Raw genomic sequence first — 22,540 nt, forward strand, 5'->3', positions numbered from 1 at the left:
CGGTTGTAACACGCTATACTAAGGTCTGATTCGGGCAGCATCTGCCATGAGGCGGAGCGGCACTGGAGAAGACAAAGTTATGAGTCTCACCCAACTTCGCGATCGCGGAGCATCGGCGCCCATGCCAAGAGTTACGGCTGACGTCCTCCTACAGAAAAAACGTGCGGGCCAGCCGATTACGGCGTTGACCGCGTATGACTTTCCTACAGCACGCCTTGTCGATGAGGCGGGAATCGATCTTGTGCTCGTCGGCGACTCCGTCGGTATGGCGGTTCTGGGCTACGAGAACACTCTGCCGGTCACGATGGAAGAGATGCTGCATCACACGCGGGCCGTTTCTCGTGGCGTGCGGCGGGCGCTTCTGGTGGCGGACATGCCCTATGGTTCGTACCAGGCTTCGGTCGAGGATGGAATCAGGAACGCTGTGCGCTTCGTGAAAGAGGCGGGTGCGCAGGCGGTGAAGATCGAAGGCGGCCGTAAGCATGTCGATCTGATCGCGCGTCTGGCGGATGCGGAGGTTCTTGTCGTCGGCCATATCGGCCTGACGCCGCAATCGGTGCATCGCATGGGTGGCTATCGGGTGCAGGGGAAGACCGCTGAGGCGATGGATGCTCTGTGTGCGGATGCTCAGGCGCTTGAAGCTGCGGGTGCGATTGCCATTGTGTTGGAAGGTATTCCACGCGAGCTGGCTACCGTGATTACAGCCAGGAGCGGAGTGCCGACGATTGGTATCGGCGCCGGTCCTGATTGCGATGGGCAGATCCTGGTGTTTCATGACCTGTTCAACCTGACGTTCTCGGCGCCTGCGAAGTTCTCGCGCCGGTATGCGGATGGAGCGGAGTTCTTCTCGCGCGCCATTGCTCAGTATCGCGACGATGTTGCCGGGCGCTCCTTTCCGAGTGATGCCGAAAGCTACCACCTGCCGCGTGAGGTGCAGTTGCCGCGCGAGGTCCAGACTGAATCGGATGCGGAAGAACCGCATCTGTGTAAGGCGTAGGGGCAAGGCATCGAGATGAGAATTTGCCGCACAATCAGCGAGATGCAGCAGGCGTGTCGAGAGCTTAAGAGAAGCACCGCACAGGAGCGAGGCCTTGGCTTTGTTCCTACGATGGGAGCTCTGCATGCCGGACATCTCTCGCTGATTGCAGCAGCGCGTGCTGAATGTGACGCTGTGGTGGCCTCGATCTTTGTTAACCCTCGCCAGTTCGGTGTGGGCGAGGACTACGAGATCTATCCCCGGGAGTTTGAAGAGGACTGTCGCAAGCTGGAGTCTGCCGGGGTGGAGATTCTCTTTGCACCCACAGTAGATGAGATGTACCGGCCTGGCGCGACTACGTTCGTCGAGGTCGAGGGGATCAGCGATCGGTTAGATGGAGCTTCGCGGCCCGGTCACTTTCGCGGCGTCGCTACGGTGGTCGTCAAGCTATTCAATATCGTCGGGCCCGATAAGGCTTACTTCGGACAGAAGGACGCTGCGCAGGTCGCTGTGCTGCGGGCCATGGTGCGCGATCTGAACTTTCCTGTGGAGCTGATTGCCTGCGCAACTGCTCGCGAGGACGATGGCCTGGCTATGAGTTCGAGGAATCGGTATCTCTCTGCTGAGGAACGTCAGCGAGCTCTTGTCCTTTCCCATGCGCTTGAGACGGCGAAGTCGTTGGCAAAGGAAAAGGGCAGCAATGCGCAGACGTTGCGCGAGGCGATGCTGCAGAAACTTAAGGCTGAGCCCCTGCTGCGCGTTGATTATGCGGCAGTCGTCGATGCCGACACGCTGGAGCCGATTGAGGATTTGAGCAACGGGGCATTGATTGCGCTCGCCGCGTGGTTTGGGAAGACTCGCCTGATCGACAACGTTCTGCTGGGGCCGGTGACGCATGTCTAGGAACATTCTGCTCGGTGTCTGCGGCGGTATTGCGGCCTATAAGTCCGCGGAGTTGGTGCGCGCTTTGCAAAAGCAGGGTATGGACGTACGCGTCGTGATGACGAAGGCCGCTGAGGAGTTTGTGCGGCCTTTGACCTTTGCTTCGCTGACCTCGCACAAGGTCTTTACCGATCTTTGGGATTCGAAGGTGGAGGCCGAAGAGGCCGGGTTTTCGATTGAGCATATTACGCAGGCGCAGTGGGCCGATCTGCTATTGATCGCTCCGGCCACGGCGAATACGATGGCGAAGTTTGCCCAGGGGCTTGCCGACGACTTTCTCTCGGCGACGTATCTTGCGACGACTGCGCCGGTTGTCTTTGCACCGGCGATGAACGTGAATATGTGGAACCATCCCGCCACACAGACGAACCTGGTTATGCTGCAGCAGCGCGGGCATCGCATCGTCGAGCCGGAGAGCGGTTATCTGGCTTGCGGCATGACCGGCAGCGGCCGGTTTCCGGAGATTGAAACGATCGTGGAGGCGGTGCTGGGACAGTTGCAGGTGCAGCGCGATCTCGCGGCGGAGACGGTTCTGATTACCGCAGGCGGTACGCGTGAGCCGATCGATCCTGTTCGTTTTCTCGGGAACCGCTCCAGCGGCAAGATGGGCTATGCGCTGGCTGAGGCCGCGCAGCGCCGTGGCGCACGGGTGATTCTCGTCACGGCTCCTACCGCGCTTGCAACGCCGGAGGGTTGCGAGGTTGTTCGGGTGACGACGGCGGCGGAGATGCAGGCTGCCGTTCTGGCTCATCTGCCGGAGGCCACTGCGGTGATCAAGGCGGCGGCGGTTGCGGACTTTCGTATGAAGCAGACTGCGGCTACGAAGCTGGAGCGCAGGGGATCGTTGACTCTAGAGCTGGAGCCTACAGACGACATCGTTCGCAGCGTGGTAGAGGCGCGGAGGCCGGGGACACTGGTCATCGCCTTTGCGGCGGAGATGGGACGGAATCTGGAGCGGGCCCGCGAGAAGCTGCTGCGGAAGGGCGCGGATGCGATTGTGGTCAACGACGTGGCCGTTGAGGGGTTGGGCTTCGATTCTGACCGGAATGCTGCGACACTATTAACAAGGGTGCAATCGATCGATCTCCCAGAGTCATCTAAGAGGGAACTCGCGGAGCGGATTCTGGACGAGATGCTTCGTCTGAGGGCATTGGTTCCCGGAATAGAAGCGAGAGAAGCGCTGAGCGTTTGAGTCAGGCTCAGCATCGGTGAGTTGCACGAAGGAGTTTTCATTGTCATCGGTAAACAGCACGATTGAGTTGATCCAGATCCAGGAGAACCGCGGGGAGACACCTGGCCCAACGACTTGTAGCTCCAGGCTTGTCAGTCCACCGTGGACGTTCGACACGCAGACGCCGGAGTACGGTCCCGGAGCTTCGATGGAGGATTTTATTCCCTCCGATGCTCCTCGCCAGGGACAAATCCCCAAGGAATATCGCAACGCCAGCGCGGAGGAACTCGACCTGCGCATTCGCGCGGCGAAGCATGCTCTCGGAGAGCGTGTTGTGATCCTCGGCCACTTCTATCAGCGCGATGAGGTTGTGAAGTATGCCGACTTCGTTGGCGACTCCTTTCAGCTCGCGCGCGCTGCGACGTCTCGGCCTGCGGCCGAGGCGATTGTTTTTTGTGGCGTGCACTTTATGGCGGAGACGGCGGACATGCTCTCCGGCCCGAAGCAGTCGGTGATTCTGCCGAACCTTGCTGCGGGATGCTCCATGGCCGATATGGCCGATATCGACTCTGTCAGCGAGTGCTGGGAGCAGTTGGAAGAGGTCTACGGAACGGCTCCCGATGCGAGTGGCCGCGTGCCGGTGATTCCTGTTACGTACATGAACTCGTCCGCAGCGTTGAAGGCTTTTTGCGGAGAGCGTGGAGGCATCGTCTGCACCTCGTCGAATGCCGCTGCTGTGCTGAAGTGGGCGTTTGAGCGTGGCCAGCGCGTACTGTTCTTTCCCGACCAGCACCTCGGCCGCAATACGGCGAAGGCGATGGGAATCTCAGTGGACAAGATGCCGATGTGGGACCCTCGCAAGCAGCTTGGCGGCAATACGTCAGAGGCGCTTGCGGAAGCTCAGGTCATTCTGTGGCATGGATTCTGTTCTGTGCACAAGAGGTTCAGCGTCGAGCAGATTGACGCCGCTCGTGCGCAACATCCCGGGGTTCGCGTGATCGTTCATCCCGAGTGCCCGATGGAGGTTGTCGATGCAGCGGATGAGTCCGGTTCCACAGACTATATCGCGAAGGCTGTTGCTGCCGCTCCTGCCGGCACGACGTTTGCTATCGGCACAGAGATCAACATGGTGCAGCGTCTGGCCAGCCAGTATCCGCAGCACACGATCTTCTGCCTCGATCCCGTGATCTGCCCCTGCTCGACGATGTACCGCATTCATCCCGCGTACCTGGCGTGGGTGCTGGAGTCGTTTGAGCGTGGAGAGGTGCTTAATCGGATCGCTGTTCCTTCTGCAATCACTGTGCCCGCGCGGGTGGCGTTGCAGCGCATGCTCGATGTAGTCCCAGCGCCCGTTGTGAGAGTTGGCCAGTGAGCGAAGTCATCATCGTAGGCAGTGGCATCGCCGGTCTTATTGCAGCCATCGAAACAAGCCGCCAGCATGTGGTTACTCTGATTACCAAGGCAGAGCTGAGCGAGAGCAATACACGCTATGCGCAGGGTGGCATCGCTGTTGCACTCTTCGCGGACGACAGCGTTGCCGAACACGTTGCGGACACTCTGCGTGCAGGGGCGGGCCTCAGTTGCCCGTCTGTGGTGGAGGTGCTCTGCTCTGAAGGGCCGGCACGCGTTCGCGACCTGATACGGCTGGGTGTTGAGTTCGACCGGCGCAATGGGGAACTCGCTCGTGGTTTGGAAGCTGCGCACTCGCGTCCGCGTGTGCTGCATGCGGGAGGAGATGCGACCGGGTTTGCGATTGAGTCGGCACTGGTTCATGCGGTGCGCTCGACTGCGAACATCACGATCCTGGAACACACCTTCGTCAAAGACCTGATCGTGCGCGACGGCAAGGTTGCCGGAGTAGAGATCCTGAATGAGGCTGGCGAGGCTCGTTCGCTATGCGCCGATGCTGTGGTTCTGGCCAGCGGGGGAGCGGGGCAACTGTATCCGCATACGTCGAATCCTTCTGTAGCTACTGGAGATGGTTCAGCGATTGCTCTTCGTGCCGGAGCCGAACTGGCGGATGTGGAGTTCTATCAGTTCCATCCGACGACGCTGGCGGTGCCGGGCAACTTCCTGATCTCGGAGGCCCTGCGCGGCGATGGAGCTGTGCTGCTTGATGCTGAAGGCCATCGCTTTATGCAGGCGGTCCATCCGGATGCGGAGCTTGCGCCGCGTGATGTTGTAGCGCGGGGTATCGCGGAGCAGATGGCCAAGCAGAATGGCGCACCCGTATTTCTCGATGCCTCTGCACTGGGTGCGGAGTTTCTCAAAGAGCGCTTTCCGACGATCGACGCAGCCTGCCGCACCTATGGATTCGATTGGGCGGTTCAGCCTGTTCCCGTAACTCCGGCGGCGCACTATTGGATGGGCGGCGTGCGGACGGATGAGTGGGGACGCACTTCGCTACCAGGATTATTTGCCGTGGGTGAGGTGGCTTGCACGGGTGTTCATGGAGCCAATCGGCTTGCTTCGAACTCACTGCTCGAGAGCCTGGTGTTCGCGTGGCGTTGTGCGAGCCTTCTGCTGAATGAAGAAACCTTCAGCAAGGCGTGGCCTGCTTTCAGCAAGAGCGAGGTTCATGTGCTTCCCGCGGAAGAGAACAGTGCCGCGACCCCAGTAGATCGTGCGGCGTTGCAGAAGCTGATGTGGGAGACCGTAGGCATCTATCGCGAGGCGAGCGGGCTGAAGCGGGCTGCGGAGCAACTGCGCAGGTGGCGTCGTGATGGCGCAACGGTGAGCGATTGTGAGACTGCGAACCTGCTCGATCTCGCGCGTGTGATGGTTGCGGCGGCGAACATGCGGCAGGAGTCACGTGGTGCTCACTGGCGCAACGACTTCCCTGAAACCTTGCAGAGCTTTCAGCATCACCAGAACTTTCGCAGAGAGGTAAGCGCGTGATCGTTCCGCAGAACCTTATCGATCAGGCCGTGAGAGCGGCCCTGGCTGAAGATGCTCCCTGGGGCGATCTGACGTCGCAGACGTTTATTCCGGAGTCGGCGATCGCTTCGGCTCTGCTGGCCGCGCGTGAGCCGGGTGTCTGCTGCGGAGCCCAGGTCTTCACGACGGTCATGGGGATGACGGACGCGAGGATCTCGACCGTCTTTCACGTGGAAGAGGGCGATCGCTTCAATACAGGCGATACCGTTGCAACGGTCATTGGCCCGGCGCGATCGGTATTGCAGGCTGAACGCGTTGCGTTGAACTTTATGCAGCGGATGTCGGGGATTGCAACGCTGACCGCGAAGTACGTGGCCGAGATTGCAGGCACGCGGGCGCGCATCGTCGACACGCGCAAAACGACACCGGGACTTCGTGTGCTGGAGCGCTACGCTGTGCGCTGCGGTGGTGGAATGAACCATCGCTTTTCGCTCTCCGACGCTGTGATGGTGAAGGACAACCATCTCGCCGTGCTCACCGCGAGCAGCAAGCTCGGTGTGACAGAAGCTCTGCGCGAGGCGCGTTCGAGGCTTCCGCATACGGTGCACTTCGAGGTGGAGGTCGACTGTATCGACCAGATCGAGCCTGTGCTGGCTGCCGGGGTCGATACGATCATGCTCGACAACTTTACCCTCGAGAAACTGCGGCAGGGAGTTGACCTCATTGCCGGTCGCGCGCTGGTGGAAGCCAGCGGTTCGGTGAGGCTTGAGACTGTGGGCGACATCGCTCGCACCGGTGTCGATATCATCTCGGTGGGCGCGCTGACGCATAGTGTGCGTGCGCTGGATCTTGGCTTGGATATTGAGATTGAGGCTGTCGCGTAAAGGAATTTTGCTTCGAGTTGCGAGTGATGAGCCGCGAGTTGCGAGTTCGGATCTTGAGGCGGAATGAACTGTTTTTTATAGGAGCATGGCTTGTGATCTATCTCGATTCGGCAGCGACAACAGCAGTCCGCCGCGAGGTGATCGAGGCGATGTGGCCCTATCTGACTGCGGAGTTTGGCAACCCTTCGAGCCATCATTCGTTGGGCGAGGCAGCGGCCCAGGCTCTGAAAGCAGCACGCGCAACGATTGCGCAATTACTCGGCTGCCGGGCCAGCGAGATCATCTTTACCTCGGGTGGCACTGAGGCCGATAACCTCGCGATCAAAGGTATTGCATTGGCTGCTCCGCGATGCCGCCATATTGTGACTTCAACGATTGAGCATGAGGCAGTGTTGGAGTCCTGTGGCTATCTGCATCGCCATCATGGTTTTGAGATCACCTACTTGCCGGTCGATCGACAGGGTCTTATCTCGCTTGAGCACGCGGCTGCAGCGATTCGTCCGGACACGACGCTGTGCTCCATCATGCTGGCTAATAACGAGGTAGGAACGATTCAGCCTATCCAGGAGCTCGCCGGAATAGCGCATGCTGCCGGTGTTCCCATTCATACAGATGCGGTGCAGGCCGCCGGGGCGCTCGATCTGAATATTGGCAATCTCGGTGTGGACGCTCTGAGTCTTTCAGGCCACAAGTTCGGCGCGCCGAAGGGAACGGGACTGCTCTACCTGCGAGGCCGGCTGACGATTGAGCCGGTGTTGCATGGCGGTGGGCAGGAACGCGGTCGCCGGTCGGGGACGGAGAGCGTTGCGGGGGCTGTAGCCTTGGCCAAAGCCTTTCAGATGGCTGAGACCTCAAGGCTTGAGAGCGCGCAACGGCTCAGTAAACTTCGCGATGATTTTATTGCTGCTGTGCTCTCCTTTGTTCCGAGTGCGATCTTGACTGGCGACTCTGTGAAGCGTCTGCCGGGCAGTGCGTCGTTCTGTTTTCCGGAGACGAGCGGCGAGGCTGTGCTGCTCTATCTGGAAGAGCACGAGATCATCTGTTCGAGTGGATCGGCCTGTGCTGCCGGAGCAGATCGTCCATCGCATGTGCTTCTGGCGATGGGACTGGAGCCTGCGATCGCTCAAACGGCTGTGAGGTTTACCTTGAGCGAGAGTACGACTGCCGAGGAGTTAAGCAGGGTCGCGCTGACGATACGGGACGCGATTCATTCTCTTACTCGATCGAAATAAGGTCTTCTGGTTAAGCGAAGAGCCGTACCTCTTCAAGTAAAAGGTACGGCGTTCTAAACGCAGGAAAGAGATCCGGATGTCGAGCGGTGACTAGCTCAGCGCGTACCCATCCATAAATACTTCCCGAACTTTCATTCGTGGCCCAAAGACCTAGCGACGGTCGTAACGATGATGCCGGTAATGGTGGTAATGACGGTGATGGCGATGTCCAACCGCAATAACAACTTGTGCGTTCGCTGGAGCAGCTAGCGGCGCAAGGAAGAGAAGGAGGAGCAAGCCAAGCGTAAATTTTCTCATACTCTCTTCGATGTCGGGTTGGTTGGAGGGGTTGTTGTCTTCAGCAATAAATATTTCTACATCAGTAAGTTGCCGGTTTTCGGATATTGAAGATGAGGCCCTCACGAATAAGTCAAAGCCAAAAAATGGACGCCAGCCTTAGCTGGCGTCCCCAAGTTGCAAGGGCAGAGAAACAATCTAAAAGATGTACCGCAGTGAGATCTGCTGGATACGCGGCTGGCTGAGCGTATGGGTGTATTGGCCCAGGGTCCCGGTGCCTACCGAGTTCTTGAGCGAGGTAACAGGGTTGGTATCGAAGCGCACTGCATTGGTCACGTTGAAGACCTCCCAGTCGAATTTGAGGCCCTGACTATCGGTAATTCTCCACGTCTTCATCAGGCCGGTGTCCGCTCCGAAGTATCCATCGCCCCTGTACTTGTTACGTTGGCCGACCTCGCCCGGTAGAGGATAGCGCAGGGGCGTGGTGCCTGTGTTCCCACCGACAAGTCCAGAGATGCCAGCCACCAAGGCCGTTGCGTTCGGAAAGACGTTAGGGGAACGCACGCCATTGATTTTGGTCTTCTTTGGGGCAAGGGCTCCTAGTGGAGCCGTTTGAATCGTATAGCTTTGCTTCGGCCATGCTGTCATCCATCCACCGGAGATCTGGAGGCCGAAGGGCAGGCCGCTGGTCCAGCGTCCGAGACCGTTGAGCTGCCACCCACCAAAGATCGCGTCAACCCATCCACTTGGACTGTTCAGGAAGGCTTGTCCTCTTCCGAAGGGGAGCTTGTAGACAGCGTCTGTGGTGATGATATGCGTGGTATCGAAATCGGCCACGCCCTTATTGAGAGAGGGGTTGAAGGAGTTGATGAGAACGCCGGTGGAGGCATCCGCCGTCGTACCTATGGCCGTGCAACTGGTGCAGGTACGTTCCGTATCGGAGCCAATATCGATCGCTCTCGAGTAGGTATAGCTGAAGTCCATCTGCAGGCCATGGGACATGGCATGACGGAGAATCAATTGTCCTGCGTCATAGGTGCTGAAGCCGATGGTGCTATCGGCATAGAGTGAGCTGAAGGCGCCGTTATAGTAGCGATACAACTGTCCTCCGCAGCCTGGGGAGCAAAGCGTGTCCATAAGATTCAGGTCGTCCGTCGCGTTCAGCGGCTGCGCTTTGTACTGGTTGTAGATATTCTGCGTGGCTGAATTTCCAGGCTGGCAGACTGTTTTGGGGCACGGTATGGAGGCCTGGGGAGAGCCTGAGGCTCCTGCTGCATCGGGGAAGAGATTCTCCCAGTAGGGGATCTTCGCGACGCTGGCTGTGGGGACTCCCTTGCTGCCGTTGGCGTAGGCCTGCTTCTCCAGGAGGGAAGCAGCCGTGAAGTAGTCCATGCCACTTTTTGGGTCGACCAGATCAAGAGGCATTCCCAAGTCGCGCTGTACGATCAGGTGCCGTCCTATACGGCCTACATAGGCGGCTTCCAGAACAAATCCCTTGGGCAACTCGCGCTGTACGTCCAGATTCATCGTGTAGGAGTAGGGAGTCGGAAGCTTGTCGTCCATGGCCCACGCAAAGGCCTGGCCGGATGCGGGCGGCGCGTAAGGATAAGTGATCTTTGCCGCAGGCGCAGGCAGGAGGCTGGGAGGCAGGATGCTTGGAGAATAAGTCGGCAGGGTCGTGATGCTGGTGAAGCGTGGGGCCGTGTCCGGACTGAAGAAGCCTGCCGGTGTGGACTCTGAACCGCCGAGACCATACGAACCCAGCTCCGAGAAGTTACGCACTACACCTTCACCGAAGTGATCGAAGTAGAGGCCAAAGCCGGCGCGGATCGATGTCTTGCTATCGATTGCGTAGGCGAGTCCCAGACGCGGAGAGAAATTCTTCCAGTTCATGGGGAAGAACGGTTTTCCGCCGTTCGCTTTTCCGGAGGGGGCGAAGGTGAAGTTAGGCTGATCGACGATGCCTAGAGCGGCCTGCGAAACACGTGTATTGAACCAGTCGTGCAGGCTGATGCTGGGTTGCACCTGCTGGCCATGAACCTCGTAAGGAGTTTGCAGGATGGTGTGACGTATGCCGTAGGTGAGCGTGAACTTCGATGTCGCTCTCCATTGGTCTTGGAAGTAATACTCAAATTCATTGGCTTTGAAGTTACGTTGGACCAAGGCTCCCTTGGGCAGGAGGCTGGCCGTGCCATCGCCATTGGCATGGTATTGGTAGGCGATAGACTCCGAGGCTACGACGCCTGCTACGCCCATCGCAAGACTGCTATAGGAAGAGCCGAAGGAGGAGATGACGGGAGCGTAGTTAGCCGCTATGCCCTCTGGTGAGGCAGGATCAAGAGTTTGTCCGGTGTTGGAGATAGCATCGAAGTTTTCACCCGAGCTGGCAGTAGCGGAACTATACGATTTTGAATCGGTCGCAATGCCATCTTCAACCAAACGGTAATTGATGCCGAACTGGAAGTTATGGGAGTTCTTTGTCCAGGTGAGGTCGTCGATCAGGTTGTAGAAGGGGACGAGGATGATCTGAGTACGTGCTGTCGAAAAGGGAAGACCTATGACCGTCGGTGTGGTGTAGGCGGTCTTCCCAGGGCCCTGATCGGAGTAGCTTTGGCGTGTATACCCAAAGCGTACGTTGTTGATCAGGTTATTCGAGACCATCCATGTTTCACCGATAGCGAACCCCTTGGTGCCGTCGCTGTGAATGTCTGAGGGGGGTTGCGCTACTGGAGAAAAGTAGCCGGGTGCTCCGAACGTGGGAAAGGCGGGCGGAGAGAGTTGTTTGTCATCCTGAAGGTCGGCACGGAAGAAGAGGCGGTGCTTCTGGCTGATCACATAATCGAGCCGCATAATGCCTGTGTTGAGGTTGGTTGGGTTCGGTGCGGACCAGGTGAAGCCTGAGGTGTTATAGGTGTCTCCTCCAGGAGTGTTGGGAAGGGGAAACTGGTTCGCGAGGGCAATGACATTGGGATCTACACCATGCCCCCAGGGGCAGCTTGCCGTACAGTTAGGATCAAGTACGGCAAACTGAGCAGGTGTGAGTTGGGCGAGATACGTGCCGGTTCCCACCTGGCCTACGACGTTGCTTCCCGTTGCATCGCCCGTGGTGTATTGGAGTATCCCGCTGCGCAATGCCGCGGTAGGTACCGTGGTCGTGATTTGCTGATTTTCCGCTGTACGCTGACTCTCGTAGTTCCCAAAGAAAAATAGCTTGTCCTTGACGATTGGGCCACCTACTGCCACGCCGAAGGTGTTGCGGATGAGCTTACCGGCCTGGTTCGGTATGTGCTCCAAAGCCTGGGACTGCTTGTTAAACCAGTCATTGGCTGAGAGATCGGTATTTCGGTTGTACTCGTAAAAGCTTCCAGTAAATTTATTCGTGCCTGCTTTTGTAACCACGTTCACCTGGGCTCCGGATGTGCGGCCGGAGTCGGCATTATTGCCTGTGGTGGTAACGCGAAACTCTTCCACCGAGTCCAGAGTAGAGCGAAGAACGCCATTGAAGGCTAGTCCGGTAACCTGATCGTTATTGTCCAGTCCATCCAGCGTGACGTTGCCCTGGTCGGAGCGTGCACCCGCCACTACACCGCTGCGGCTGTCTTCGTTTGCCTGGGTGAGGTTGTGCCCCAGGTAGAGGACGCCAGGTTGAAGGCTGAGCAGGTCGGGTACGTTGCGGCCTTCCATCGGAAGAGCTTCAACTGTGGCACTGTTCACGGAGTTACCGATGGTGGCGTCGGTCGTGTTGAGTGCGGCCTCTGTGGCTTCCACGCTGACTGTCGTCGTGTCCGATACGGACAATGCGAAATTGACGGTTGCAGGCTGCGCGACGAGCAATTCCACAAGTTTCTCCGTCTTACCCATTCCCGGAGAGGAGACGGTAATTCCATATTTTCCTGGCACAAGTTGTTGGAACTGATAGTCGCCTTTTTCGTCGCTCACCATTGTTTTATGAACATTGGCGACCTTATCCATCAGATCGACCGTTGCACCGGGAATCGCTGCGCCTGTTGCATCGGTAATGGAGCCTCGAACGGAGGTAGTCGACTGTTGACAATCCATCCGGGAGGAGAGCAGCAGGACAAACACAAACAGGAGCGGCAGATAAAAACGTTGCATACGAATCATTGATAGGTCTCCAAAATATTGTGGAATGTAGGCCTGATGGCCTCCGATATGCTCTGGCTTTAGGTACACGACCGCTGTTCCGTTTAAATCTCGATGAGAAGTCATCGGAAGGAACAGACTGTATAGACAGAACCGTGGCCATCTTGCGATAGTCCCGGCAACTATGGGTTGTTCTGAATTTTTATTCTGAGACGAGTTGATAATCCCACGTATTGCGGACGCGTTAAAGCGAAAAGGTACGAAATGCCTAGGAAATGGTAGGTTTCCGGACGTTAGCTCGTTAGAGCTTCAGTATCATCATGGATTTCGCTCTATTTCGCTTGTGAGGTTCGCGTGTTGCCGTTACGCTCGCCGAGTAATCCAAAATAGGAAGCTGCTAGCCGCTGCAAATATCAAGTAGCCCCGTGAAGGGTGCTTGTATCCCTTATCTTTCCGATTCCAAATAGATAAAGAGAGCTAATCATGGCAATGGTTACAAGGCGGGACTTTACTCTCGGAGCTGCAGGACTATTGGCTGCGCACACCCTTGGCAGAAAACTGTTCGCTCTTGCCGCAGAGTCCTCTGCCACGGATCTAACGGCTCTCACTCTGGCCGAAGCAAGCGCCAAAATTCGTGCGGGGACTGTTACCTCTACTCAGTTGACCCACGCCTGCCTGGAACGCATAGGAATCTATGGGCCTAAGTTGGACTGCTTCATCACCGTGATGCGGGATAAGGCGCTTGCCCAGGCCGCGATGCTGGATGCAGAACAGAAGGCAGGGAAGCTGCGCGGGCCCCTGCATGGAATCCCTGTTGCGCTTAAGGACAATATCGATACGGCCGGTACGAGAACGACAGCGGCGAGCGGTGTGTTTCAAGACCGAGTTCCGATGGAAGATGCGCCGGTTACGGCTCGTCTGAAGGCTGCCGGTGCCGTGATTATCGGTAAGACGAATCTGCATGAGTTTGCCATGGGCGCTGGGGATGTTTCCTTCTTTGGTCCGGCACGGAATCCGTGGGCGCTGGATCACAACACGGGGGGATCTTCGTCAGGTTCCGGTGCCGCCATGTCAGCCGATCTTTGCTATGGATCGTTAGGTACAGATACCGCCGGTTCTATTCGCAATCCCGGTTCGTTTTGCGGAGTTGTAGGGATCAAGCCCACCTATGGCCTTGTGCCGATCCGTGGAATTGCTCCTCTTGTTGTGTCGCTAGATCACTGTGGCCCGATCACCAGGACGGTAGAAGATGCAGCCATCATGCTGAATACTCTGGCGGGATACGACAAGTTGGATATCACCAGCGTCGATCATGCGAAAGAAGATTATGTGGCGGGCATGAAGCAGCCCATCGCAGGTTTGAGACTGGGAGTTCCCGTGGGCGCCTTCGATGGTGTCAATGAAGAGGTAGGTCAGATTGTTCAGACGGCGATCGACTTACTCGCCAAGATGACAAAAGGTGTGAAGGAGGTCAGCCTGCCTTCTACCAATGAGGTGTCGTACCAGAACTTCGCTACCTTTGGTGAAACCTATGCTTATCATGAGCAGTTCTTCAAGCTGCAGGCATCGCGGTATCAGCCGATCGATAGGCGCAGGCTTGAGGCAGAGGTCGAAGCGCATCCGAGGGCGGAGGATTACATCCGGCTTCGCTGGGAGCTCGAGATGCTTCGTCGAACGATAGACGATGCTTTCACCGACTTCGATCTTGTTCTGTTGCCGACTCAGAAGACGACGGCGCCAGTACTGGACGACATGATCAAGAGAAATCTGCAGCTGCTGGCTGGTCCTACAAACGCTGTGATGACGGGAGGCGTGGGTTCACCTGGTGGTGGATCCAGCGTCGGGACTTATAACGCCTATGGCATTCCCTCGTTGACGATTCCTTGTGGGTTCAGCAAAGAAGGCTTGCCCGTCGGCTTGATGATCTGTGGGCCGCATTTTTCGGAGTCCAGAGTGTTTGCTCTTGCTAATGCGTATGAAAGGGCAACTCCCTGGCATAAGCAAAAGCCGCCGTTGACACCGGATACCCCTGTCCCGCCGCTTATTACTCATTTGTAGCGCAGGTACAACCTAAAAGGCTCAACAAGCAAAAGGAGCGTACGAAAAGATGAAGATTACACGACGTGGATTTGGCATATTAGCCGGCGGTGCAGTGGTTGCGGAGACGCTTTTGGGGAACTGGCCGATGCTGGCGCAACCTGCAGCCGGTGAGGCTGCGGATGCCGATAAGTTAGCCGCCATGAGTCTGACTGAAGTTTCGGAGATGGTTCACAATAAAACCATTACTTCGACCCAGCTTGTCAAAGCCCTGCTGGACCGGATCAATGTCTATAACCCCAAGGTCAATTGTTATGTCACGGTGATGGCGAAGGAAGCGCTGGCGCAGGCTGCGCAACTGGATGCGGAGCAGAAGGCTAATAAATTTCGCGGGCCGCTGCATGGAATCCCCATTGCGTTGAAGGACAATATCGACACTGCGGGCACGAGAACTACGGCTGCAAGCCCCATGTTTAAGGACCGTGTCCCGACGGAAGACGCCGACATCGTACGCAGGCTGAAGGGGGCGGGAGCCATTATTCTGGGTAAGTTGAATCTCCACGAATTTGCTCTTGGATGTACGGGGGATATCTCCTACTTTGGGCCGACCAGGAACCCCTGGTCTCTGGAATATGTAACGGGTGGATCGTCGGCAGGTTCCGGAGCTGCGGTGTCAGCTGCTCTTGTCTATGGTGCATTGGGGACTGATACGGGAGGCAGCATCCGGTGTCCGTCCGCATGGTGCGGCATCGTCGGCTTGAAGCCGACGGTTGGACTGGTCTCGATCCGAGGCATTATTCCCTGTACCGCCGATCTCGACCACTGCGGACCTATGGCACGTACGGTAGAAGATGTGGCACTGATGCTGGGCCAGATGACGGGCTATGACAGCCTGGATATCTTTAGCGTTCCCAGTACTCCCGAGGATTATGTAAAGGCCATGAAGCAGCCGGTCTCCAGCTTCCGCCTGGGCACGCCGCAATCATTCTATGACCACCTCGATCCGGAGATCGATAAAGCTGTAAAAGCGGCGCTTGAGGTGCTTACAAAACTAACAGCGGGCGTTACTTCAAGCGCTCCCCTCTGGGATGGCAGCCCTGGCGCTGGTACAGGTGATGCCGATTTCTATCATCATGATCTGATTGAGAAGTATGGCTTGAACTATATGCCGCCGACTCGTGCCCGCTTTGAGAAGCTCGAGAATCCGCCGCCGGGAACGAAGGTGCCTACGGCTGCCGATGCTGCGCGAGCACACCAAAAGTTGATGACGACCCGCCGCATGATCGACTCGTCGTTCAAGGACTTCGACCTGGTGGTTGTTCCGACGACCAGGCTACTGGCACCCAAGATCAATGACTCGCTTGCCGTTGAAGCTAAGGGCGGCGGGTTTGGGGGAGGGGCAGGAGGCGCTGCTGGAGGTAAGGTCTATGACTGGTTCGCTCCAGGCGGCGGTTGCATGAATACTTCTCCCTTTGATGCTTATGGGGTTCCAGCTATCTCTCTGCCATGCGGATTTACTGAAAGCGGGATGCCGATCGGACTGATGATTGCCGGTCCACATTTCACGGAAGGAAAGGTGTTAGCCCTTGCCTATGCCTATCAGCAAGCTACCCAGTGGCATAAGAAACAGCCGCCGCTGACGGCCGAAACCGTAGTCCCACCCATTATTGAGAGTAAGTCGAGCCCGGAGAATAAATAGTGTCCGGTAATGTGTCGTCTTCACCAAGGTAGGGCCGGAAGGATGTGGCATTTGCTATATCCTTTCGGCTCTTACTCTCCGTCGGTATTCTTTGCGCTCGCCAGACTAGAATAACGCTCGCAAGAATTGTCGCTGCTCCCACGATCTGCATAGGAGAGCATCTTTCATGGACAAGGCCAATCCCCAGCATCATGGCTACGATCGGATTGACATAGGCTGCCGTTGAGACAAGAGAGGCAGGCTCGTGTGAGAGGAGCCAATGGAAGGCCGTAAAGCCAACGACAGATCCACCCAGCACGAGATAGGTCATACCTAAGAGTGGTTGATAACTGAACATCTGGCCGATCGATGGAAGATGTGCCCCTTCATGCAGAGCACGCGAGATAGCCAGCAACAAAGATCCTGAAGAGGTCAATTGCAAGCCAGCCGTCTGAAGAGGTGAAGATGGCAGCTCTATTGCTTTGAGAGTCAGTGTTCCCGCGGACCATACAAAGGCAGCGACGAGAACGGCGCCTGCAGCAATGGCAGAAAGCATTTGGCCGCGATGAAAGGTAGCTCCTACTAGAAAGGGCATGCCTGCCATGCCCATGATCAATGGAATCAGAACACGCGCTCTGAGGCAGTTGGTGCGCAGGACCAGGCATTCACCCAGATAAGTCCATAGGGAAGTAGTGGAGATAAGAACTGCGACGAGCCAGGAGGTGAGGTGAACCTCCGCCCAGAACACGACAGCATAACCGAAGGCGAACATCGCTATACCGCTGAGGACACTATTCAAAATCTGGCGACGACTGGGAAGGATACTTCCCCTTATGACAAGGCTCAACAAAAGTAGAATCAATCCGCTCAGGATGTAACGAATGGACGCTGCCAGCATCGGTGGAATCACTTGCACCACAAGACGTACTGCCAGGTACGAGCCACCCCATAGCAGATAGACAGCGGCATAAGCGGACACGCGCTTGATGAGCATATTTGATTTTATCAACTAAAAATAGGTTTTCATCCTATTTCGCTTGCCTGCAAATATTTTGTACGAGAGAACAGTGATGAGGGATATAGATGAAGATGATTAACCGTCGTGAGTTTGTCGTTATGAGTGCCGGTGTCGCCGCATTACAAGCCGGAGCGCCTCTACAACAGGCCTTTGGCATGAGCGGTGATGGGGACAAAGAACTTACAAGTCTTACTTTGAGCGAGGCTTCGAAGCGCATTCATGCTGGGAGCGTGACTTCGACGCAGTTGACGCAAGCCTTGCTGGATCGCATCAAGATCTATAACCCCAAGGTAAATGCATTTATCACGGTAATGCATGCTGAAGCATTGGCGCAGGCTGCAAAATTGGATGCCGAGGCGAAGGCGGGTAAGTTTCGTAGTCCATTACACGGAATTCCTATTGTCCTGAAAGACAATATCGATACTGCGGGGACACGAACGACTGCCGCCAGTGAAGTCTTCGATGACCGGATTCCGGAGCAGGATGCGGAAGTTGTGCTGCGTTTGAAAGAGGCGGGCGCCGTCATCCTGGGTAAGGCAAATATGCATGAGTTTGCTTCGGGGGGATCTTCCGCTTCGACTTACTTTGGGCCGGTTCGCAATCCATGGGCGCTGGACCACATTCCTGCGGGTTCTTCCGGTGGCTCCGCGGCGGCCGTGATTTCTGATCTGGCCTATGGAGCACTTGGAACGGATACGGGTGGATCTGTTCGAATGCCGGCAGCCTATTGCAGCATCGTCGGTCTGAAGCCTACTTATGGTCTTGTTTCGATTCGCGGCATTATTCCTTTAACCTATTCGCTCGATCACTGTGGTCCTATGACCAAGACCGTGGAGGATGCAGCGATGATGCTGAACCACATGACCGGCTACGACAAACGTGACGTCGCCAGTGTGGACCATCCCAAGGAAGATTATGTCGCTTCGATGAAGCAGCCTGTTTCTTCCATACGGTTGGGAATACCGAGAGCTCCCTTCTACGATCTCCTGGATCCTGAGACATCGAAGGCGATCGATGCAGCGATAGAAGTGCTGTCGAAACTAACCAAGAGTACGACCGAGTGCCATCTGCCGAGCACGGCGGGTTTCAGTGCGCTGGCGTTGGGTGGTGAGCGGGAGGCTTATCATCTTGAACTGTTTCGACGGAACGCGCAGCGGTATTCGCTGGGGGTGCGCCAGAGTCTGCAAACCGCGCAGAAAGCGATGGATGACGTCACTTCGGAGCCGTGCTCTGAGAAGGTCGTCGATTATGTGACTTCGAACTGGCAGCTTATTCTCACGCGCAAGAGCATTGACGATGCCTTTACCAACTTCGATGTCGTTGCGCTGCCTACGATGCGTATTCTGCCGCGGACGATCAACGATGCGCTCAACCGGGAGGAGGAGATCAAACCCCTGGAGCCCGAGGTCATCTCCAATTGCACGCCGTTCAATATCTTTGGACTGCCTGCAATTTCTATTCCGTGTGGATTTTCAGCAAGCGGTTTGCCTATCGGGTTGATGATTGCCGGACCGCGTTTCTCGGAAGGCAAGGTACTTGCACTTGCCAATGCCTATGAGCAGGCCACGCAATGGCACACCAAACGTCCCGCTCTAAGTCCCGATATGGTGGTTCCACCGGTTACGCGGAAGATATAACTGTATCTTCCGCGGCATGACGGGGCGGGACTTTGGTCCCGCCGTTCATGCTTTCTGAGCTATCAGGATGCTCTTATTGCAGACCTACTTACAGCAGGAACGGATTTCAGTTACATCTGGTAGTTGGACGATGCAATTTCATGAAATCCAGGTGTATCTCGCAGGTTAAAAAACCTTGGGTCCTGCTTGATAAAAATGGTCTTCATATCTCTTACTTCATAGGCTCTGGAGAGGCTTTCCAGTGCCTGTTCTTTTTGATTGAGGATAGCGTGTACTGCCGAGATATCGTAGGCAGGGAAGCAGGCATCGTTACTTCGGCTCTTGAGCCCGTTGAGGATTTCATTGGCCCTGGGTGCATCGCCACTACCCGCATGAGCATAGGCCAGGAGTGCCTGGCTGTAGAGAGAGTGGTTCGATACTTCTACGGCCCGGTTGAAGGCCGCCATCGCGTCGGTCCAGTTGCCACGCTCGGATTCGATGCGACCGAGCATGGCGTATCCCATGATGTATTGGGGTTCTAATTCAACCGTGCGTCGAATAAAAGAAAGGGCACTCTCATAGTCGCCGCCATAGAAGTATGCCAAAGATACCTGGTTGTTCACGGGCGGTGCGAGCGGCTCGAGGCGGTGAGCATGAAGGGCAAGACTGATAGCTTCTTCGTGGCGTCCCTGCGATCCCATCAGGCTGGAATAAAGCTGGATCGTTCTTCCATTCATCAGTCCCGAATCAACGAGCTGCTTGCATTCCTGCTCCGCCTTCGACCACTCCCAGGTGCAGTTCGTCAATACATTGATAAGGGCATTGCGGACGGTTAAAGAACTTCTATCGAGCTTGATCGCCGTCTGTACAGCTTCATAGGCATTGACCGCGGCCTGACGCGCGGGTAACAGGTGGTTATAGGACATGGAGACATACGAGTTTGCCATGCCGGCATAGGCGAGAGCGCACTGGGGATCGATCTCCAGGGCATCCTTGAAGTATCCGATCGCCTTCATCAGTGTTGCGCGGCTGCGCTGGTTCCAGAAGTGAAGGCCTATCCTGCATGCCTGTTCGGCGAGGGAGTGAGTTACGGAAGGTTCGAGTGGAGCGGGTTTGGTTCGATGAAACGTTTGCTGCGGTATTCCAGAGATAATGCGCGAGGCCAGCGATGACTGCGACGTCAGGAACCCCTGTTGTTCGCAATCGAAGCGGTCCGACCAGAGACATCGCAGATCGGAACCATCGATGAGCTGCACAAAGACCCGTATCTGATTACCTGAATGGCGCATCGTTCCGCTCAGGAAGAGGTCGACAGAGAACTCCTTTGCGACGGTCTTCATAAAGCTCAGGCTGCTGGTGCCGGGCGAGGGAAGCGCTTTGGCGGGAAGGATGATGGTATGTAACTGGGTGCGAGCCAGTTCGGCGGTAAGTTCGTCGCGGAGACTATGGATGAAGCGATCCATCGTCTGGCGCTGCATGATGCGGTCTGCGGCTGTGTGGACTAGCTCGAAGGGCAAGGCAAGAATACGCGGATAGCTTGCCGCAGTAGTTTCAGGCGAACTTGTCGGGGCTTCGGCTTGCTGGGTGTGTAGTTCCTGGGACGCCTGTTTGCCATACGTAGAATTCATGGCAGAGCGAGCAATCCACCATTGTTCCAGTTCACGGCGGTAGGCATAGATGCTGCCTAATTTGCTATGGTGCTGACGCCGAACCGGCAGGCCCTCTCGCTTTTCCCATAGCTGGACGGTGCGAACTTCTCTTCTGAAGAACGACGCAACCTCTTTCCACGAATCGAGCCGTTCTCTCGGCCATTCCGGAGGAAGGGGCATTCCACAATCTTGAAACGATGAAGGATGCATCGTGGTGGGGCCTCCTGTAGATAGCTGTGTCAACTCCGTCAACGCAAGCGTTGCAGAGGGAAGACGTCAGTTACTTGGGAACCTGAGAAACGGTCGTAGAGATGAAAGGACCTGTATATGGGTGTACCAAAGGTTATGTCTACCGTCAAGCATTTACTTTACGAATAAATCTCAGGAAGGTATCGATGAAAACAACGAGCAAGACCGTGACTAAAAAGTCGAGATACAGTCATAAAACCTATGAATATTGTTTTGAAGCTGGCGACATCTGAGGATCAAGCCTTTCTTGCTGACCTGTATAACGATGTTCGCTCCGTAGATTTTGTTTCTCTCGGGCTGCCGGAGCCGACGCTTGCACAGCTACTCGCTATGCAGTTTCAAGCACAGCAGAGCGGATATGCGACACAGTTTCCGCATGCCGTCGACCAGATTTTCTGGAACGGTACGACGCGCATCGGGCGCATGCTGGTGAATGAGAGTGAGAGCGAGATCTGGCTGGTAGATATAGCCATCCTGAGTGCCTATCGCGGACAGGGATTGGGCGGGCACTTTCTCCAGGAGCTTTGTGTCCGCGCTACTGCTGCGCAACTACCGCTGCGTCTCTCTGTTCGATTCAACAATCCGGCGCAGCGGCTCTATGAGCGATTGGGATTTGTCCGTACCGGTGGCGACGGGATGTATATCGCCATGGAGCTTCACGCGCAGAAGTCGATCGACGAGACAGGCAGGCCTCAGTTTGCTTTTGCAGCAACAGAGGGGGAGAAGGTTGAGCAGGGGTTTACCGGGGCTTATTTTCGAACGTTGATTGGTCGCAGGATGAAAGCGCAGGGTCTGGACGGGGTGGTAGCCGATCTGCTGGTGGAAGACGTGAAAGGCTTGCCGTTGCCGAAGGGTGGGCCGGCGCTGGATTCTGGTGACAGCTTCGTCATCTACTTTCGAGGACCGCTTACTCCCGCTTTTCCGGATGCCTGTGCGGACCTGACTCCCGAGCATGGCGAGGCTATGACGATCTTTCTGGTCCCGATTGAGCGAGACGCCCAAGGGATGAAGTATGAGGCTGTATTCAATCGAATGGTGCCTCGTAGCTAAGCGGTCGCCTTGAGAAGGAAAGGCAACCGCTTGATTGAACTTGCAGCGGGTTTAGGGGAGCTAATTGGTAAATGTGCCAGGGCTCATGCGGAGAGAGACCGGGAGTGCAGGCGATGGGACGGAGGGTTTGATCGCGTCATTTGCGAGATAGCAGAAGGTCGCGCCGCAGGTTCCGCTGCCTTTGACTGCATCTCCGGGAACAAGAAACGCAGCGAACCGTCCGAGAATGCCGTGATCGAGCAGATAGGTTCCCTGGTTGAAGACGGCGCTTGTGCTGAAGGTGAGATGGAAGGCGGTCATTTGTTGCTGTGCGGCGGCTACGGTGTGTTGTGTCGCGAGGGTAGCCGCGGGTTGGAGCGAATTGGCTGTTGGCAAGGATGGGTTTGTGGCGGTCGTGCTTGCTTGAAGTCCATCGACTTTTTGCAGGAGCAGGTAACCGACGGCGTTGTTCTCGAGAAACGCGGTGAAGACGGAACCCAGGTGTTTCTCAAAGGTGGTCTGGGTTAGGAGCCCTTGGGTATAGGCTCCGAGGCTGGCGTTAGTGAAGACATCACCGCCCAAACGTTCAGCAAACAGCGAGTGGGGCAGGGCAGCGCCGGTCATAGCAGCGGCTGCAGCAGCAAGAAAATTGCGGCGGCTAGGCATGGTGCACCTCTAAGGGTTGTAAAGTTTTTCAATCCTACTCGCAATGATGTTGATTGCACGAGGAATAATTTTTTCGTTTGAGTCCGCTTTCTTCTTGCTGAAATTTACATTCCGGTAGTACAGTTGCACTCGACTC

Annotated in this window: 15 protein-coding genes; 11 read left to right on the plus strand and 4 right to left on the minus strand. The window is 56.3% G+C overall.

What is annotated here, in order from left to right; all coding sequences use genetic code 11:
* Positions 1-79 precede the first annotated feature (79 nt).
* The 7 genes from panB to HDF15_RS21035 all read left to right on the plus strand — a co-directional run bounded on the left by panB (position 80) and on the right by HDF15_RS21035 (position 8,082).
* Complete coding sequence (gene panB / locus HDF15_RS21005) at positions 80-997, plus strand: 3-methyl-2-oxobutanoate hydroxymethyltransferase (protein ID WP_184259153.1); 918 nt, start codon at positions 80-82, stop codon at positions 995-997.
* A gap of 15 nt (positions 998-1,012) precedes the next feature.
* Positions 1,013-1,879 (plus strand): pantoate--beta-alanine ligase, encoded by an 867-nt coding sequence (panC, locus tag HDF15_RS21010; RefSeq protein ID WP_184259155.1) that lies wholly within the window; start codon positions 1,013-1,015, stop codon positions 1,877-1,879.
* Positions 1,872-3,110: a bifunctional phosphopantothenoylcysteine decarboxylase/phosphopantothenate--cysteine ligase CoaBC gene (gene coaBC / locus HDF15_RS21015; RefSeq protein WP_184259157.1), complete on the plus strand. Its 1,239-nt coding sequence runs from the start codon at positions 1,872-1,874 to the stop codon at positions 3,108-3,110. The genes panC and coaBC overlap by 8 nt, the downstream gene beginning before the upstream one ends.
* Before the next feature lie 40 nt (positions 3,111-3,150).
* The gene (nadA, locus tag HDF15_RS21020) at positions 3,151-4,461 is read left to right on the plus strand and encodes a quinolinate synthase NadA (RefSeq protein ID WP_184259159.1); all 1,311 of its coding nucleotides are present in this window, start codon (positions 3,151-3,153) and stop codon (positions 4,459-4,461) included.
* Positions 4,458-5,987, plus strand: a complete 1,530-nt coding sequence (gene nadB / locus HDF15_RS21025; RefSeq protein ID WP_184259161.1) for an L-aspartate oxidase — start codon at positions 4,458-4,460, stop codon at positions 5,985-5,987. The genes nadA and nadB overlap by 4 nt, the downstream gene beginning before the upstream one ends.
* Complete coding sequence (nadC, locus tag HDF15_RS21030; RefSeq protein ID WP_311733168.1) at positions 5,984-6,850, plus strand: carboxylating nicotinate-nucleotide diphosphorylase; 867 nt, start codon at positions 5,984-5,986, stop codon at positions 6,848-6,850. Before nadB ends, nadC begins: the two co-directional genes overlap by 4 nt.
* A 92-nt stretch (positions 6,851-6,942) precedes the next feature.
* Positions 6,943-8,082: a cysteine desulfurase family protein gene (locus HDF15_RS21035; protein ID WP_184259164.1), complete on the plus strand. Its 1,140-nt coding sequence runs from the start codon at positions 6,943-6,945 to the stop codon at positions 8,080-8,082.
* 474 nt (positions 8,083-8,556) lie between these two features.
* On the opposite strand, the gene HDF15_RS21040 is transcribed toward HDF15_RS21035, so the two are convergent.
* The gene (locus HDF15_RS21040; RefSeq protein WP_184259165.1) at positions 8,557-12,483 is read right to left on the minus strand and encodes a TonB-dependent receptor; all 3,927 of its coding nucleotides are present in this window, start codon (positions 12,481-12,483) and stop codon (positions 8,557-8,559) included.
* A 462-nt stretch (positions 12,484-12,945) separates the two neighbouring features.
* On the opposite strand from HDF15_RS21040, the gene HDF15_RS21045 reads away from it, so the two are divergent.
* Positions 12,946-14,520 (plus strand): amidase, encoded by a 1,575-nt coding sequence (locus HDF15_RS21045; protein WP_184259167.1) that lies wholly within the window; start codon positions 12,946-12,948, stop codon positions 14,518-14,520.
* 49 nt (positions 14,521-14,569) lie between these two features.
* Positions 14,570-16,198: an amidase gene (locus HDF15_RS21050; protein WP_184259169.1), complete on the plus strand. Its 1,629-nt coding sequence runs from the start codon at positions 14,570-14,572 to the stop codon at positions 16,196-16,198.
* Here HDF15_RS21050 and HDF15_RS21055 read toward each other — a convergent pair.
* Positions 16,164-17,171: an EamA family transporter gene (locus HDF15_RS21055; RefSeq protein ID WP_184259171.1), complete on the minus strand. Its 1,008-nt coding sequence runs from the start codon at positions 17,169-17,171 to the stop codon at positions 16,164-16,166. The genes HDF15_RS21050 and HDF15_RS21055 overlap by 35 nt on opposite strands.
* An 89-nt stretch (positions 17,172-17,260) precedes the next feature.
* Here HDF15_RS21055 and HDF15_RS21060 point away from each other — a divergent pair, with 89 nt between their 5' ends.
* Positions 17,261-18,832 (plus strand): amidase, encoded by a 1,572-nt coding sequence (locus tag HDF15_RS21060; RefSeq protein WP_184259173.1) that lies wholly within the window; start codon positions 17,261-17,263, stop codon positions 18,830-18,832.
* 110 nt (positions 18,833-18,942) lie between these two features.
* On the opposite strand, the gene HDF15_RS21065 is transcribed toward HDF15_RS21060, so the two are convergent.
* Positions 18,943-20,439 (minus strand): TPR end-of-group domain-containing protein, encoded by a 1,497-nt coding sequence (locus HDF15_RS21065; protein WP_184259175.1) that lies wholly within the window; start codon positions 20,437-20,439, stop codon positions 18,943-18,945.
* 471 nt (positions 20,440-20,910) lie between these two features.
* Here HDF15_RS21065 and HDF15_RS21070 point away from each other — a divergent pair, with 471 nt between their 5' ends.
* Positions 20,911-21,759 (plus strand): GNAT family N-acetyltransferase, encoded by an 849-nt coding sequence (locus HDF15_RS21070; protein ID WP_184259177.1) that lies wholly within the window; start codon positions 20,911-20,913, stop codon positions 21,757-21,759.
* Between the two features lie 60 nt (positions 21,760-21,819).
* Here HDF15_RS21070 and HDF15_RS21075 read toward each other — a convergent pair whose 3' ends face one another.
* Positions 21,820-22,404, minus strand: a complete 585-nt coding sequence (locus tag HDF15_RS21075; protein WP_184259179.1) for a DUF6916 family protein — start codon at positions 22,402-22,404, stop codon at positions 21,820-21,822.
* Between the last annotated feature and the right edge of the window lie 136 nt (positions 22,405-22,540).

Origin of the sequence: Granulicella mallensis (genome assembly GCF_014203225.1) — a bacterium.
In the GTDB taxonomy this organism is placed as follows: domain Bacteria; phylum Acidobacteriota; class Terriglobia; order Terriglobales; family Acidobacteriaceae; genus Granulicella; species Granulicella mallensis_A.

What these genes read in the sequence shown, in the direction of transcription:
- panB (WP_184259153.1), top strand. Translation starts at nt 80, where the DNA reads ATGAGTCTCACCCAACTTCGCGATCGCGGAGCATCGGCGCCCATGCCA.
- panC (WP_184259155.1), top strand. Translation starts at nt 1,013, where the DNA reads ATGAGAATTTGCCGCACAATCAGCGAGATGCAGCAGGCGTGTCGAGAG.
- coaBC (WP_184259157.1), top strand. Translation starts at nt 1,872, where the DNA reads ATGTCTAGGAACATTCTGCTCGGTGTCTGCGGCGGTATTGCGGCCTAT.
- HDF15_RS21040 (WP_184259165.1), bottom strand. Translation starts at nt 12,483, where the DNA reads ATGATTCGTATGCAACGTTTTTATCTGCCGCTCCTGTTTGTGTTTGTC.
- HDF15_RS21045 (WP_184259167.1), top strand. Translation starts at nt 12,946, where the DNA reads ATGGCAATGGTTACAAGGCGGGACTTTACTCTCGGAGCTGCAGGACTA.
- HDF15_RS21050 (WP_184259169.1), top strand. Translation starts at nt 14,570, where the DNA reads ATGAAGATTACACGACGTGGATTTGGCATATTAGCCGGCGGTGCAGTG.
- HDF15_RS21055 (WP_184259171.1), bottom strand. Translation starts at nt 17,171, where the DNA reads ATGCTCATCAAGCGCGTGTCCGCTTATGCCGCTGTCTATCTGCTATGG.
- HDF15_RS21060 (WP_184259173.1), top strand. Translation starts at nt 17,261, where the DNA reads ATGAAGATGATTAACCGTCGTGAGTTTGTCGTTATGAGTGCCGGTGTC.
- HDF15_RS21065 (WP_184259175.1), bottom strand. Translation starts at nt 20,439, where the DNA reads ATGAATTCTACGTATGGCAAACAGGCGTCCCAGGAACTACACACCCAG.
- HDF15_RS21070 (WP_184259177.1), top strand. Translation starts at nt 20,911, where the DNA reads ATGAATATTGTTTTGAAGCTGGCGACATCTGAGGATCAAGCCTTTCTT.
- HDF15_RS21075 (WP_184259179.1), bottom strand. Translation starts at nt 22,404, where the DNA reads ATGCCTAGCCGCCGCAATTTTCTTGCTGCTGCAGCCGCTGCTATGACC.